The 15,257-nt window shown below is 46.4% G+C and carries 10 protein-coding genes and 2 rRNA genes; 7 read left to right on the plus strand and 5 right to left on the minus strand.

Features of this window, described 5'->3' with window-relative positions; all coding sequences use genetic code 11:
• Positions 1-429 precede the first annotated feature (429 nt).
• The 6 genes from L5M40_RS09720 (at position 430) to napB (ending at position 8,575) form a co-directional block, all read left to right on the plus strand.
• Positions 430-1,104 carry an ABC transporter ATP-binding protein gene (locus tag L5M40_RS09720; RefSeq protein WP_168822486.1) on the plus strand — a complete coding sequence of 225 codons (675 nt, stop codon included), beginning with the start codon at positions 430-432 and terminating at the stop codon, positions 1,102-1,104.
• Positions 1,094-3,748 carry an ABC transporter permease gene (locus L5M40_RS09725; protein WP_263256605.1) on the plus strand — a complete coding sequence of 885 codons (2,655 nt, stop codon included), beginning with the start codon at positions 1,094-1,096 and terminating at the stop codon, positions 3,746-3,748. The genes L5M40_RS09720 and L5M40_RS09725 overlap by 11 nt, the downstream gene beginning before the upstream one ends.
• Positions 3,748-4,947: a lipocalin-like domain-containing protein gene (locus tag L5M40_RS09730; RefSeq protein WP_263177511.1), complete on the plus strand. Its 1,200-nt coding sequence runs from the start codon at positions 3,748-3,750 to the stop codon at positions 4,945-4,947. Before L5M40_RS09725 ends, L5M40_RS09730 begins: the two co-directional genes overlap by 1 nt.
• A 438-nt stretch (positions 4,948-5,385) precedes the next feature.
• Positions 5,386-5,655 carry a chaperone NapD gene (locus L5M40_RS09735; RefSeq protein WP_198572888.1) on the plus strand — a complete coding sequence of 90 codons (270 nt, stop codon included), beginning with the start codon at positions 5,386-5,388 and terminating at the stop codon, positions 5,653-5,655.
• Positions 5,652-8,147 carry a nitrate reductase catalytic subunit NapA gene (napA, locus tag L5M40_RS09740; protein WP_263177512.1) on the plus strand — a complete coding sequence of 832 codons (2,496 nt, stop codon included), beginning with the start codon at positions 5,652-5,654 and terminating at the stop codon, positions 8,145-8,147. Before L5M40_RS09735 ends, napA begins: the two co-directional genes overlap by 4 nt.
• Positions 8,144-8,575, plus strand: coding sequence for a nitrate reductase cytochrome c-type subunit NapB (gene napB, locus L5M40_RS09745; RefSeq protein ID WP_263172570.1), 432 nt, complete (start codon positions 8,144-8,146; stop codon positions 8,573-8,575). The genes napA and napB overlap by 4 nt, the downstream gene beginning before the upstream one ends.
• 268 nt (positions 8,576-8,843) lie before the next feature.
• Here napB and L5M40_RS09750 read toward each other — a convergent pair whose 3' ends face one another.
• Positions 8,844-8,996, minus strand: coding sequence for a hypothetical protein (locus tag L5M40_RS09750; protein WP_081729124.1), 153 nt, complete (start codon positions 8,994-8,996; stop codon positions 8,844-8,846).
• Between the two features lie 93 nt (positions 8,997-9,089).
• On the opposite strand from L5M40_RS09750, the gene L5M40_RS09755 reads away from it, so the two are divergent.
• Complete coding sequence (locus tag L5M40_RS09755) at positions 9,090-9,977, plus strand: LysR family transcriptional regulator (protein WP_105251505.1); 888 nt, start codon at positions 9,090-9,092, stop codon at positions 9,975-9,977.
• A gap of 145 nt (positions 9,978-10,122) precedes the next feature.
• Here L5M40_RS09755 and fusA read toward each other — a convergent pair whose 3' ends face one another.
• The 4 genes from fusA to L5M40_RS09775 all read right to left on the minus strand — a co-directional run.
• Positions 10,123-12,216, minus strand: a complete 2,094-nt coding sequence (fusA, locus tag L5M40_RS09760; RefSeq protein ID WP_107402610.1) for an elongation factor G — start codon at positions 12,214-12,216, stop codon at positions 10,123-10,125.
• Positions 12,217-12,656: 440 nt separating this feature from the next.
• Entirely contained in the window at positions 12,657-14,111 is a 1,455-nt protein-coding gene (locus tag L5M40_RS09765) for a diguanylate cyclase (RefSeq protein ID WP_263165007.1), read from the minus strand.
• A gap of 703 nt (positions 14,112-14,814) precedes the next feature.
• A 5S ribosomal RNA gene (gene rrf, locus L5M40_RS09770) occupies positions 14,815-14,930 on the minus strand.
• A 188-nt stretch (positions 14,931-15,118) separates the two neighbouring features.
• A 23S ribosomal RNA gene (locus L5M40_RS09775) occupies positions 15,119-15,257 on the minus strand; the annotation flags it as partial.

A 15,257-nucleotide genomic window follows, 5' to 3' on the forward strand; every position in this document is an offset into this window, starting at 1 on the left:
CGGCACCTGAAAGAGTGCTTTGTTTTTTATAAGAAGACTCGCTTCTGTAAAACCAAAGTTGCCTCGTCGGTGTGGGGTCAATTCCCCACTCTCCTGCTACCTTCATCCGAACGGATTGCTAGATTGAGACATACTCCCAAGCTAACAGGACGCACAGAATGCAACAAATGCGGCGTCAGCTCAAGCCGTTTGCTCACAGTTCGCAGAGGATTTAATCCAGTTGACTATTTTTACACCAAATGACGATTTATGTTTTGTTACCCCGTGGATGATCCTATTACAAGAAAAATCAGTATCTATCTGAATAGAAAATGCTTTATCTTGAACATAGAATGGCAATGCTAAATTACGGCCACTAAATAAGTTGCCACCGCAGTTTGAAACACTGCTTACCACACCCGCCGCCAATGGATATAAAGGAGTTGCTCAATGGCCGACGTCGCTAAGCTTAACCAAGTCACCAAAGGCTTTCGCGATGGTGAGCAATATCATCAAGTACTGCAAGCGGTTAATCTACAGATCCACAGAGGTGAAACCGTGGCGCTTACAGGTCCCAGCGGCAGCGGCAAAAGCACCTTACTCAACCTGATTGCCGGCTTTGAAACGCCAGACTCGGGTGAAATCTTGCTAGAACAAGCGTCCACCTCAACTTGGCAAGACAAAGATTGGAGCCGTTTCAGACGTAATTCCTTAGGTGTCGTGTTTCAGCAATTTAACTTACTCACGCCACTCAACGTGAAAGACAATATCGCCTTCTCCTTAAGTTTAACCGCGCAGCCATGGTCGCCTTGGTGTGACTATCTGGTTGAAAAACTAGGGCTCTTGCCATTACTTCACCGCCAAGTTGAAGCCCTGTCAGGCGGTCAACAACAGCGCGTCGCCATCGCCCGCGCCTTAGCCCATAAACCGACCTTGCTACTGGCCGACGAACCTACGGGTAACTTAGATGATGTATCAGGTAAGCAAGTCATGGCATTACTGTGTGAACTGGCACGGGAAAGCCAAACCAGTATCTTAATGGTCACCCACAGCGAAGAGTGCGCCGCCTTTATGCAAAAACGTTGGCACTTATCCCAAGGTGCAGTCGCTATCTATGAACAATAAACGACTCACTAAGGCGACTCCCACAGCGCTTAAGCAAACAGAACTTAAACAGACTGGACTTAAGCAAACTTGGCTTAGGCTGACGTGGCTCAGCCTAAAAGTGTTTATCGCCCATTATCGCCATGTGCCCATACAAGCAGGTGCCATTCTGCTCGGTATCGCATTAGCTGTGACTCTGCTGATTGGGGTTAAAGCAACCAACGACAATGCCGTGCGCAGCTATAGCGAGGCGACTGAGTTACTGAGCCAACGCGCCGATGTGCTACTCACGCCGCCCCTAGGACAAAACACTTTAGATGAATCTGTCTATTTCGCCTTGAGACGAGCCGGATTAAGTCAGAGTCTCGCCGTCATGAGTGGCAAAATCTCCGGTAAAAACGGTCAGTTCTGGCAACTGGAAGGCAGCGATTTGGTCGCCGCATTAACACTACAAAAATCGAGACGTAACGCCTCGACCGACACACCATCAGCTACCTCGCCACAGATGAATGACTTACCGCTTGCCGATCTCCTCAACGGCGCAGCCACAGTAATCATGAGCCGCAGCCTAGCTGCCAAAGTGGCACCAGAAGGTAAACTTGTTTTAGAAAATAGCACCTTAGATGTCATTGCAATTGATGACAGTTTTGGTCTCGGCAGCGCCATCTTAGCCGATATGTCCCTCGCCCAGCGATTACTAAACATGCAAGGCAGATTGAGCTATATCGCCATGTTCAGTGAACGAGAAAACCTACCTAAACTAAAATCCCAACTCGACACTCTTGGCATTACGCCGCAAAAGGCCAGCTTTAGCCAGCAAGATCAAGGCCAAGCGCTAATAGCGCTGACCCGCAGTTTTCATCTTAATCTTAATGCCATGAGCATGTTAGCCTTCGTTGTCGGCCTCTTTATTGCCTATAACGGTGTGCGCTACAGCCTAATGAAGCGGCAAAAATTGTTAGTACAGTTATTACAACAGGGAATTGAGCGCCGCGCCTTGATGACGGCACTGATGTTCGAATTAATTTTGTTAGTTGTCATAGGCTCAAGTCTGGGCTTTATCAGTGGTTTGCAACTCAGCCACTGGCTGCAACCTATGGTCGCCTTGACCTTAGAGCAAATGTATGGCGCCCACTTACTCCCCGGTATTTGGCAATGGACTTGGCTTTTTGAGGCAATTGCCCTCACTTTAATTGCCGCGCTCGCCGCTTGCTTGCCCTTGTATTTAGATCTTACGCGCCAAGCATTGGCACAAGGGGCGAATCGTTATCAGCAAATGCAGGCACACCGCAAAACCCATAGCATTCAATTTGCCTTAGCCTGTGGCTTATTGACCTTAGCGGCATTGCTGTTTCCCTTCAGCCAAAGCTATAACATCAGCTTAGTGTTGCTCGGTATCGTCGCTATCGCTATTCCCTTATTGTTGCCGCAATTATTGCATTGGGGCGTCAGTGCGTTAATGCCCTTGGCACGTCCCGGATTATGGCAATATCTGCTCGCCGAAACCCGTGAGCTTATTGCACCGCTTTCCCTTGCAATGATGGCGATCTTACTGGCGCTCAGTGCCAATGTGTCGATGAATACCCTCGTTGGAAGCTTCGAGCAAACCCTGCGGACTTGGCTAGAAACCCGCTTGCATGCCGATCTCTATATCCGCCCACCGAGCCAGCATATCGACACTATTCAAACCCAATTGATGCACGATCCTAGAGTCAGCGGTCTTTATCAGCAGTGGCAGATTGAAGCCCAGCTTTCACTGCCAGTTTCGACGGATAATCCGAGCGAGCAGACGATTCCGGTGAGCCTACTCAGCCGCGATGAATTTTCGACTCGGCACACCAGTGCGCTTAAGGAAAGCCTGCCCACATTGTGGCAATCCTACTTTAATGCACCCGTTGTATTGGTGAGCGAACCTCTTGCCATCAAATACCAATTACAGCTTGGTGATACTGTGTCATTGGATGTGCTCGAGAAAACAGGTAACAGCAAAGCCATTATCGGCGGCATTTATTATGATCACGGCAATACCCGAAACGAGGTCATTATCAGCCAGCCACTTTGGCAACGGGCCCAGTTACCTGTACTGCCGGTGAGTTTAGCGGCAAGTTTTCACGGTAAAGAGCAAGGCAGTAGGATAAGTGAAGCGCAGCTTGATCAACTACAAGTCCAACTGGCGACTGAGTTAGGTTTATCCCAAGCGCAAATCTACAGCCAAACTAAGATTAAAACCCAAGCTATCGCTATGTTTAAACGCACTTTTTCCATTACCTTAGTGCTGAATAGTTTAACCTTGATTGTCGCCGCGATTGGCCTCTTTAGTGCCTGCTTAATGTTGACTCAGGCAAGGCAAGCGCCACTGGCACGACTGTATTCCCTCGGCGTCAGTCGTAATGCTCTGCGCGGTATGGTGTTTATGCAAATGTTGATTGTGGTACTGATCACTTGCCTGCTCGCTATGCCAACGGGCGCGCTATTAGGTTACCTACTTATTAATAAGATCACCTTGCAAGCCTTTGGCTGGACGATAAAAATGATTTGGGATTGGCAAGCTTACGGCCATGCAATACTGATTGCCTTAACCACCTGCACCTTAGCCGTACTCTTACCGCTGTATTGGCAAACCCGCAAGCCACTGGTCGCCAGTCTGCAGCAGGAGACACTGTAATGAAAACACTCAGTATTGTATGGGCAGTAGTTGGGTTAATGCTTATCGGCGGCTGTGATAAAACGCCATCGACGCAAAACACTCAGTCCAAATCCATGGCCAATGTGGTGGGGAAAACCTCGACTAATCAAGATGATTTAGCTTTTACGCCTGTTGTTCCCGGCTATAGATTTGAATTTCCGCGGGATCACTTAGCACATAACAGTTTTCGCCAAGAATGGTGGTATCTAACCGCGAATTTGACCACAGAGAAAGGTGAGCAACTCGGCGCCCAGTGGACGCAGTTTAGAGTCGCCCTGAAACCCACAACTCTGCAAACAATCGCTCCACAAACAACAGTTCCGCAAGTAACAGATGCAACGCCCAAAAGTGAATCCACTTGGGAGACTCAGCAGCTTTATTTAGCCCACAGTGCATTAACCTCGAGTAATGCTCACTTGGCCAACGAAAAGTGGTCACGCCGTCATAGCGAGTTTGCCGAGGTAAAATTGGATCCTTATCAAATCCGCCTCGATAACTGGCACTGGCAGAGCGAAACCAATGCACTCTTTCCCGCGACCTTAACGGTGGAGAATTCTGATTTTAGCTATCGACTTCAGCTTAATAGCCAAGCACCACTGCAATACCAAGGCGTTAACGGCTATAGCCTTAAAAGCCGCGACGGCCAAGTAGCCTCTTACTATTACAGCCAACCCTTTATTGAAATTTCAGGTGAAATTAACCGCAATGGCAAAGTGGAGCAAGTCACAGGCCAAGGTTGGCTCGACAGGGAATGGAGCTCGCAATTCCTCACTAAAACGCAACAGGGCTGGGATTGGTTCGCGCTCAGGTTAAATGATGGCTCGACGCTGATGTTGTTTCAGTTACGGGATCAGTCTCCAGCAGAGTCCGCAAAGAATGCACCTATCTCGGCATTTTATAGCGCCAGAAGAATGTTTGCCGATGGCACAGGGCGCAACATCAATTCCACTGACAATCCCAATGACATTCAGATGACGCCACTCAAATGGCAACACACAGTCAATGGCGACTATCCCGTTAGCTGGCAAGTCAAAATCCCCAGCGAAAATATCGATCTCACTATCACCCCGCTCAATGCCAACAGCGCTATGCCATTATCAACGCCCTACTGGGAAGGCCCAGTGCAACTCTCTGGCAGCCATACAGGTACGGGTTATATGGAGCTAACGGGCTATTAACGTCTTATATATACTAAACAATGTGAATATAACTAATTGTTCCTAAATATGTTCTATCGCAGGATTTCGCAAGCATGCACGTCAGCTATTGCTCTTACCCAGAAATTTTATAAACACCTGTAATTGGTAAAAAGTATAGGATTCCTATCTACACACTTGTGCTTCCGTTAATGTTCACGGGTTCCAGATATGCACAATAGTATTCTCCATAAATGTACTCCTCACTATGTCCTAGTGAGGACAGTGCTAACCGCTTAAATATCAAACTGGGAGTTAGATCACTCGCAAAACTTTGATCCGGATCGACTATCGCTTTCAATACCTCTTGTGAGGTATACCCACATTTTTTATCAGGTCTAGACTCGCCAGTATCAGCACTCGGTTACCCTCCTTTTTAATCTTAAGTAACCGAGTTTACGCTACTACAGGTCATCCAATATGAGTCAGGAATACCACGTCACCAGCCTTGTGGTGCATGCCACGCCTAAAGCCTTACAGCAGGTTGAAGCCAATATCCGCGCATTAGTGGGTACTGATATTCATGCAATTACACCCGAAGGAAAATTGGTCGTTACCCTAGAAGGGAGTAGCCAAAGAGCGATTCTTGACAATATTGAAGCCATCAATGCCCTGTCCGGCGTGTTATCTGCCAGCTTGATTTACCACCAAGTAGAACCCTTAGTACAAGAGAGTGAGGAAATATTATGAGCATAAGCCGCCGCGAGTTTCTCAAGGCCAACGCAGCGGTTGCCGCTGCGACGGCCGTTGGCGTCACACTTCCCATTAAGATGGTCGAAGCCGCCGAACAAGCTGACAGTATCAAGTGGGATAAAGCTCCCTGCCGTTTCTGCGGTGTGGGGTGTAGCGTATTAGTGGGCACCCAAGCGGGCAAAGTGGTCGCAACTAAGGGCGATCCTGAAAGTCCAGTCAACCGTGGCCTTAACTGTATTAAAGGTTATTTCCTATCAAAAATCATGTACGGCAAGGACAGATTAACCACGCCATTGCTGCGGATGAAAGACGGCAAATACCATAAAGAAGGTGAGTTCACCCCAGTCAGCTGGGATGTGGCCTTCGATACTATGGCCGCGAAATGGAAACACAGTCTCGCCACCAAAGGCCCGACGTCGGTAGGTATGTTTGGCTCTGGTCAATGGACTATTTGGGAAGGTTATGCCGCCTCTAAACTTCATAAAGCAGGCTTCCTTACCAACAATATAGATCCTAATGCGCGCCACTGCATGGCCTCAGCCGTAGGCGGCTTTATGCGCACCTTCGGTATCGATGAGCCCATGGGTTGTTATGACGATTTAGAAGCCGCCGATCAGTTTGTGCTCTGGGGCGCAAACATGGCTGAGATGCACCCAATTCTGTGGGCAAGAATATCCGATAGACGTTTAAGCAGTCCAACGTGCCGAGTGCATGTGCTGTCAACCTTTGAGAATCGCAGCTTCGATTTGGCCGATAACCCTATGGTGTTCCGCCCACAGTCGGACTTAGTGATCCTCAACTATATCGCCAATTACATTATTGAAAATAAAGCAGTTAATACCGACTTTGTTACCAAACACACTAAGTTTGCCCTTGGGGTAGATGATATCGGCTATGGCCTGCGTCCAGACCATCCATTAGAGAAAAAAGCTAAAAATCCAGGCAATGGTAAATCAACGCCCATTAGCTTTGACGAGTATGCCAAGTTTGTCAGCACTTATACGCTGGAATATGCCGCCAAGATGAGTGGCGTCGAGCCAGAGAAGCTGGAGATTTTAGCCAAAGCCTATGCCGACCCTAAGGTTAAAGTCATGAGTCTGTGGACCATGGGCATTAACCAACACGTTCGCGGCGTGTGGGCGAACAACATGCTTTACAACATCCATTTGCTCACGGGCAAAATTGCCACACCGGGTAACAGTCCTTTCTCATTAACAGGTCAACCTTCGGCTTGCGGTACTGCACGTGAAGTCGGTACTTTCGCCCACCGTTTACCCGCCGATATGGAGGTCACTAACGACAAACACCGCGCCATTACCGAAAAACTATGGCAGGTGCCTGAAGGGACCATTCCCGCCAAACCTGGCTACCATGCCGTACTCCAGAGCCGTATGCTAAAAGATGGCAAGCTCAACTGCTACTGGACCATGTGTACCAATAATATGCAGGCTGGCCCCAACATCAACGATGAGATTTACCCTGGCTTTCGTAACCCAGAAAACTTTATCGTGGTTTCAGATCCTTACCCAACCATCACAGCTATGGCGGCAGATTTAATTTTGCCAACTGCAATGTGGGTTGAAAAAGAAGGAGCTTACGGCAATGCCGAGCGCCGTACTCATATGTGGCATCAGCAAGTAAAAGCCCCAGAAGGCGCAACCTCAGATCTGTGGCAACTAGTCGAATTTTCGAAACGATTCAAAGTCTCCGAAGTCTGGCCAGCCGAACTGATAGCCAAACAACCGGAATACGCGGATAAAACCTTATATGAAGTGCTATTTGCCAATGGCGTGATCGACAAGTTCCCAACTTCCGATTGCAAAGCCGAATTAAACGATGAGAGCGAACACTTCGGTTTCTACCTGCAAAAAGGTATTTTCGAAGAATATGCAGCTTTCGGTCGTGGCCATGGCCATGATTTAGCCGACTTTGACCGTTACCACGAAACCCGCGGCCTACGCTGGCCAGTCGTTAATGGCAAAGAAACGCTGCGCCGTTTCGTTGAGGGGAGCGATCCTTATGTCAAAGCGGGTGAAGGCTTTAAATTCTATGGCAAGCCAGATGGCAAAGCGGTGATTTTCGCCCTGCCCTATGAACCCGCCGCCGAAGAGCCGAATGAAGAATACGATTTGTGGATGTCGACTGGCCGCGTGCTGGAACATTGGCACACAGGCTCGATGACCGCACGCGTACCAGAGCTTTACCGTGCCTACCCCGACGCGCAGATTTTCATGCATCCAGAAGATGCGAAAGCTCGCGGCGTACAACGTGGTGACGAAGTCATAGTGGCCTCACCGCGCGGTGAAGTGAAAACCCGAGTTGAAACCAAAGGCCGTAACAAACCGCCACGCGGCGTAGTATTTATGCCTTTCTTCGATGCGCGCCAGTTAGTCAACAAACTGATATTGGATGCGACCGATCCCCTGTCAAAAGAAACTGACTTTAAAAAATGCCCAGTGAAAGTCTTCAAGGCGGAGAATAACCAATGAGAAAAATACTCACCTTAACTGCGTTACTCGTCGCCATTACCGGCTGTTCAGGCCAGCAAACCGACACCAACGTAGCACCAGTTAATATTCAATCCCTCGCAGGAAACATGGCGATCACCGACATTCGCCCAGCCGATGCTATGGCGATTTATCCTAGTCGCGGCTCCGCCATTGAGCGCAGTTTTAGCGAGCAACCACCGCTCATCCCACATAAGGACGATTACAAGATCACCTTAGATAAAAATGGCTGTTTAAGCTGCCATAGTTGGGACAAGGCAAAACGCATGAAAGCCACACCAGTAGCTAAGTCCCACGTGATTGATGATAAAGGCACAGTTAACGGACATAACTATGCCTGTACTCAATGCCATGTCGCTCAGGCCGAAAACAAGCAACCACTCGTCGAGAATCAATTCTCCGGCAAGTAAATCTCCATCCCCTGCAAAGCCAAGCCACCCGAATTGATTAGGGTGGCTTTTTTGCTATTTAAGCATCCAATCCTAATGAGTTAGCTTAGAGCCAGTAATAAGTATTCAAGTAAATATAAGACTAAACGTCTATCGCTGGTTCAGTGTCCGTTGCTGAACAGTGCTTTCACCAAGGAAGGGATTGAGCAGAAGTTAAAAAGGCAAAGTGAGAATCGAGGGAAATAAAAATAAGAGCAGAATCTAAAACACAGAAAAGTAAAAACCCAGCCTAGGCTGGGTTTACTTGTTGTTTTGCTTTATGCAAATCACCCGCTGGAGCCGTTTTAGTTACTTGCGCCGCTTTAGCGTTTTGCACATCTTTTGCCACAGGCATAGCCGCCTGCCACAAAGCACCTACCCACAGACTTGAACTTGATTTCATCAGTATTCCCCTGTTTTGTTAACAAGGTCAAAGTAATACTTAGGCTATCATTAGTAAAATGAATAAATTCCATAATATGGATTCCATTTGAGCATGAACATCCCAATCAAGACCTTACAGTGTTTTCTGACCTTAGTGGAAACTGAAAACTTTACCCGCGCCGCGCAGAAATGTTTTATCACCCAGCCGACACTAAGCAAAATAATCCAGAGACTTGAAGAAAGCCTTGGTGAAACCTTGCTGATCCGAAATAACCAAAAGGTTGAGTTAACTCAAGCTGGTCAGCTCTTTGAGCACAGTGCACGGGAAATCCTCGGCCAATGGCATAGACTGCAGGAGGACATGAGTAACCTTAGCGGTCTTAAATCGGGGCGGTTGCGACTGGGTGTATGTCCTATGATGAGCAGTCTTATTATTGGTTTGCTCACTAGCTATCGTAAGCGTTATCCGGGAGTTGAACTACACATGTATGAGTACGGTGGATTCGGCTGCGAACAAGCATTGCTCAATAACAGTCTCGATATCGCCTTTACCGCGCTCCCCACGACCCATGAGACAGAACTCGTCAACCAACCCCTGACTAAGTACCCTTTACTCGCATGCCTGCCCGAGGGACATCCCTTAGCCGAGAAAGACCACTTAAAATGGCAGGACTTCCAGCCCTATCCTTTTATCCTCTATAACGAAGACTTCTCCCTCGCTAAACTGATTAATCGCCTCAGTCGCAAAGCAGGTGTTCAACTCAATATTGCCTTTCGCAGCGGCCAGTGGGATTTCCTTGCCGCCATGGTCGAAGCCGATATGGGCGTCGCTATTTTACCTGAGCCTATCTGCAATCGATTAAGCACCAGCAAACTGGTCTTTAAACCTATGCAGCCCGCAATGACATGGGATCTGGCGCTTATTTGGCGCCAAAGTTTACCTTTAACACCGGCGGCCAAGGCCTTGCTCGAATTGAGTAAACAAAAAACTGAACGCTGAGAAAATAAAGCGAGAACTGACATTTTTTAAACAACGGGATACGAAACTTCGTCAGCCGTAGCGGGTGATTACAGTTGGATCTCGCCCATAAAAAAACCGCTGCGAGCCTAGAGGCCGACAGCGGTTTTATTAGCTAAGTTAAGAATTACTTCTTAGCTTCAGCAGCCTTACGTTCTTTAACTTGAGCAACAACTTTCTCAGCTACGCTAGCTGGACATTGGCTGTAGTGTGAGAACTCCATAGAGAACTGACCACGACCAGAAGTCATTGTACGTAAAGTACCGATATAACCGAACATTTCTGATAACGGTACGTCAGCTTTAACGCGAACACCTGTTACACCAGCAACTTGGTCTTTGATCATGCCGCGACGACGGTTTAAGTCACCGATCACGTCACCCACGTTGTCATCTGGGCTGAACACGTCAACTTTCATGATTGGCTCAAGAAGTTGTGGTTTAGCTTTAGCGATAGACTGACGGAAAGCGCCTTTAGCAGCGATTTCGAACGCGATTGCTGATGAGTCAACTGCGTGGAATGCACCGTCAGTTAATTCGAACTCAACGTCTAACACTGGGAAGCCAGCGATAGTACCTGTGTTCATCATGCTCGCGAAACCTTTCTCAACTGCTGGCCAGAATTCCTTCGGAACGCTACCACCAACAACTGAAGATTTGAACACGAAACCAGTGTTTGGCTCACCTGGGCGGATGATATATTCGATCTTACCGAATTGACCAGAACCACCTGATTGTTTCTTGTGAGTGTATTGATCTTCAACCATTTGAGTAATGGTTTCACGGTAAGCAACTTGTGGCTCACCTACGATCAATTCAACACCATAAGTACGCTTCAGAATGTCTACTTTGATATCTAAGTGAAGTTCGCCCATACCTTTAAGGATGGTTTCACCTGAATCTTCGTCAGTTTCTACGCGGAATGATGGATCTTCAGCGATCATCTTACCGATTGCGATACCCATTTTCTCAGAACCGCCTTTATCTTTTGGCGCTACTGCGATAGAGATAACTGGCTCTGGGAACACCATAGCTTCTAAGGTAACTGGGTGTTTCACGTCACATAAAGTGTGACCAGTTTGAACGTTCTTCATACCCACGATAGCGATAATGTCGCCAGCTTGAGCAGATTCAATTTCAATACGGTCATCAGCTAGCATTTCACACATACGGCCGATACGTTCAGTCTTGCCAGTCGCGCTGTTCAGGATGGTATCACCCTTCTTCAGACGGCCTGAGTAGATACGTACGAAAGTCAGGGCACCGAAACGGTCATCCATGATTTTGAACGCTAACGCTTTTAATGGCTCATCAGCAGAAACGATAGCGAATTCGCCAGTTTCGTTGCCTTCTTCGTCAGTTAATGGCTGTGGTTCAACTTCGTCTGGTGCTGGTAAATAATCAACAACAGCATCAAGAACCAGTTGCATACCTTTGTTCTTGAACGCAGAACCACAGTATGTTGGGAAGAAAGCCATAGTACGAGTACCTTTGCGGATACAACGCTTGATATCTTCGATAGATGGCTCTTCGCCTTCCATGTACGCTTCCATCACAGCATCGTCTTGCTCAACGGCAGTTTCGATCAGCATTTCACGGTATTCTTCAACCATGTCAACCATGTCAGCAGGTACATCTTGGATATTAAAGTTTTCTGGTAAACCAGACTCATCCCACACGTATGCTTTACGAGATAACAGATCAACAACACCAGTGAATTCGTCTTCAACACCGATTGGCAGAACCATAACCAGTGGAGTAGCAGCTAATACGTCTTTAGTTTGCTTAACTACGCGTAAGAAGTCAGCACCCATACGGTCTAACTTGTTTACGAAGATAATACGCGCAACTTCAGATTCGTTCGCATAGCGCCAGTTAGTTTCTGATTGAGGCTCAACACCGCCTGAACCACAGAATACACCGATACCACCATCAAGCACTTTCAGAGAACGATAAACTTCAACGGTGAAGTCAACGTGTCCTGGAGTGTCGATAACGTTGAAACGGTGATCTCTCCAGAAGCAACTTACAGCAGCAGACTGAATAGTAATACCGCGCTCAGCTTCCTGTACCATGAAGTCAGTGGTAGATTCGCCATCGTGAGTCTCACCGGCTTTATGGATTCTTCCTGTTAACTTAAGGATACGCTCGGTGGTCGTGGTTTTACCCGCGTCAACGTGAGCGAAGATACCAATGTTTCTGTATTTGGATAATTCGGTCATGATTCAACTTTAATGAGTAGTTTAAGAAGTAGACGGAGTATGCGACAAACACCGACACACCGCACATCAGATTATTTTAGGCGCATATTGTAAATTGGAACCCTGCTCGGCGCAAATGGCTAGAGTACTTTTTCACGATAAAGTCGCGTAATAATTTAGATAAATAGCCATAAACACGAACTAAAACAGATAAGTAAAACACTTTAGCTTATTTTTCACTCAATCAATAAAAACCGTTAAATAAACCTCATTTTAATGGGATAAGGCGATTTTCAAGGGATTTCGATCATATCGTCAGTACAAACATCAAACATTAACCTGCAAGCATGGATGCTAGAACAATCATGTTATACCTATCTCCAAAATAGAGATGACATCCGCGACTCACTTCAATCGCAGTCTTTTAGCCAAATAACCACAAATCAGTCTTGAGTAAACCCTTACGTGTCGATGCACATTTGATTACGCCCTTGTGTTTTAGCACGATAAAGGGCTCGATCTGCCCGCTCAAAACACAATTGTATAGGTTCGTTTTCTGCGAGCTTAGCGACACCAAAACTACAAGTTAAGTGAACATTGTCAGTAAATTGATAATTATTAATCCTCTGCGCAATCCGCACACACAAGCTTTCAACTAATGGCAATGATGACTGTTGGCAGAGGATAACAAATTCTTCGCCACCCCAACGTGCGACCACATCAGAATCACGCACACAGTGCTGTAATACCTGTGACACTTGCTCAAGAATGCGATCGCCGACGTTATGCCCTAGCGTGTCATTAATCTCTTTAAAGTAGTCGATATCAATCATTACAAGGCACATGCCTGCCCCAGCAGATTTATCATGCTGCTCGTTATTAATAAAAAAGCGATTAAAGTAATGTCGGTTATACAATTTAGTTAAGGGGTCGTGGGTAGATAAAAATTCGAGTTCGGCATTTGACGCTTCAAGCTGTTCGCGTAAAGCTTCCAACTGCTTATTCTTATCGGTTAATCTTCGATTATATTGACTCATAAAGTAAGTTCTCGCCCCCAACATTAGGAGCAACAGACACGTCGCGCAGATAATTTGATACACAAGCGAATAGTTAGTCTCATCTATCACAGTCACATTATTCCACTTCTGATAAATCGTGATCCGCTCTTGCTCACTCACAGTGTTTAAGGCTTTATTTATCACGGGTAACAAGGACTCTTGACCATAAGCGACCCCCATCCGTAACTCATCTTCCGGCCCGCCCCAACCCGCAATTTTTAAATGATCAAATCCCATTTGTTGAATGTAAGCGTTAACCGAAAACATTGACCCAACAAACAGATCTGCACGTTTATCCAGAACCGACTGCAATCCCGCAGGTTCACTGGCAACAGTAAGCATTTCTATCTGAGGATAATAATGCTGAATATACTCGGCTAAACGATAACCTTTGGGCACGGCTAAAATACGCGTATTGATATTCTCCAATCCTTGCAGAAAAGGCTGTTCTTTAAGTGAAACGAGCACATTGGGTGAGCGGAAATAGACATCACTGAAGTGCAGATAAGTCTCGCGTATTAGCGTTTTATTCAACATAGGGGTTAAATCGCACTGACCACTTTGCAAAAAAGATAAAGTTTCGGTCCAAGAAGATGTCGGCACTAGCTGAAACTTAAGGGAAGAATGTGACTCAACATAACGAATATAATCCGATGAAATCCCCAGATGTTTACCTTCTCGTATTCCTTCATAGGGCAGCCAATCAGGATCAACGCAATAACGGACTATCACAGCAGACTTGACGCTAACATCTTGATCCGCAAGTTTAGTACTAGACACCATGAAACGATCAGCATTCACCAGTAATGGCATACACAGCAATAGCGACAATAACCTCAATAAGCCACGCAATTCCATTGAAATTTCAACCTAAAAGCTGATGCTAGATGGGGAATGTAAAAAAAGTGTATACGTGAAAACCACACAATACCAATTCCCATCATTGCTTATACGAAACGCTCGTTTGTCCATTGTGTCTTAACGCCTTCGTACATCAGCAAAACTTATCTTCATAAGGTAATCAGTTGATGGGAAAGAACGTTGCTAAGTTCACTCAGTCCTAAGTTCACTCAGTCTGAGTTTGGTATCACATTTAAAAAGCCAATATTTATCGCTTGCTTCATCAGGGCTATCCTAAATAACCCCCCTTACTCGCCATCCAAAGCCATCATAACGCCTTTTGCAAACTACGATTATTGCAGCTGCACCTCGCCTTAACTTCTGCAGCTACGTTCTTTGGCCGCTATACCGCGATCATGATGGACTGTGCGGGGACATCAAACAAAGATGGCAGAAGATTTTATAATCTGAGATAAAACTGCAGCCTTATTCTCCGGAACTGAATCTGATAGAACCGTTATCGCGGATATTAATAGAATTGATATAAAGCCAAATGGTGCAAATTATTCGTATCGTGGAAGGTAAAAAAGGGATTATCGAGAGAAAAATAGGAGGAAAACTGACTAATTAAATAGACACTAGGCTGGATTTAACAAATTGCGAATGCAAAAAAGCCAGCTTATTCAGCTGGCTTCATTACATCTCAATGAGATAATTAGGCGCTTGGCGATGACCTACTCTCACATGGGGAGACCCCACACTACCATCGGCGCGTTTGCGTTTCACTTCTGAGTTCGGGATGGGATCAGGTGGTTCCACAAGGCTATTGTCACCAAGCAAATTCTGTTTATTACCGTGTCCATCTCTGGACCACGTTAATAATAATTCGGAAAGCTGATTTTCTGTTGAGTCTTTAACTTTATCAAGTATCTGTATTCTGTCTAAGGCTTTTCGTACGACCTCCATGGAAGGAGGAAGTGCTAGAAAATGTCTGGAACATTTTCAGTAAAACCCATCTGGGTTGTATGGTTAAGCCTCTCGAGTCATTAGTACATGTTAGCTCAACGCCTCACAACGCTTACACACCATGCCTATCAACGTCCTAGTCTCGAACGGCTCTTTAGAGGAATTAAATTCCTAGGGATGACTCATCTTAGGGCTCGC

It is taken from the genome of Shewanella sp. SM68, assembly GCF_025653925.1.
Taxonomy (GTDB): Bacteria; Pseudomonadota; Gammaproteobacteria; order Enterobacterales; family Shewanellaceae; genus Shewanella; species Shewanella oncorhynchi.

Bases quoted from the DNA above. Each gene is read 5' to 3' on its own strand.
- L5M40_RS09720 (WP_168822486.1), top strand. From the start codon at position 430: ATGGCCGACGTCGCTAAGCTTAACCAAGTCACCAAAGGCTTTCGCGAT.
- fusA (WP_107402610.1), bottom strand. From the start codon at position 12,216: ATGACCGAATTATCCAAATACAGAAACATTGGTATCTTCGCTCACGTT.
- L5M40_RS09750 (WP_081729124.1), bottom strand. From the start codon at position 8,996: ATGAAATCAAGTTCAAGTCTGTGGGTAGGTGCTTTGTGGCAGGCGGCT.
- L5M40_RS09730 (WP_263177511.1), top strand. From the start codon at position 3,748: ATGAAAACACTCAGTATTGTATGGGCAGTAGTTGGGTTAATGCTTATC.
- napB (WP_263172570.1), top strand. From the start codon at position 8,144: ATGAGAAAAATACTCACCTTAACTGCGTTACTCGTCGCCATTACCGGC.
- L5M40_RS09755 (WP_105251505.1), top strand. From the start codon at position 9,090: ATGAACATCCCAATCAAGACCTTACAGTGTTTTCTGACCTTAGTGGAA.
- L5M40_RS09765 (WP_263165007.1), bottom strand. From the start codon at position 14,111: ATGGAATTGCGTGGCTTATTGAGGTTATTGTCGCTATTGCTGTGTATG.
- L5M40_RS09725 (WP_263256605.1), top strand. From the start codon at position 1,094: ATGAACAATAAACGACTCACTAAGGCGACTCCCACAGCGCTTAAGCAA.
- L5M40_RS09735 (WP_198572888.1), top strand. From the start codon at position 5,386: ATGAGTCAGGAATACCACGTCACCAGCCTTGTGGTGCATGCCACGCCT.
- napA (WP_263177512.1), top strand. From the start codon at position 5,652: ATGAGCATAAGCCGCCGCGAGTTTCTCAAGGCCAACGCAGCGGTTGCC.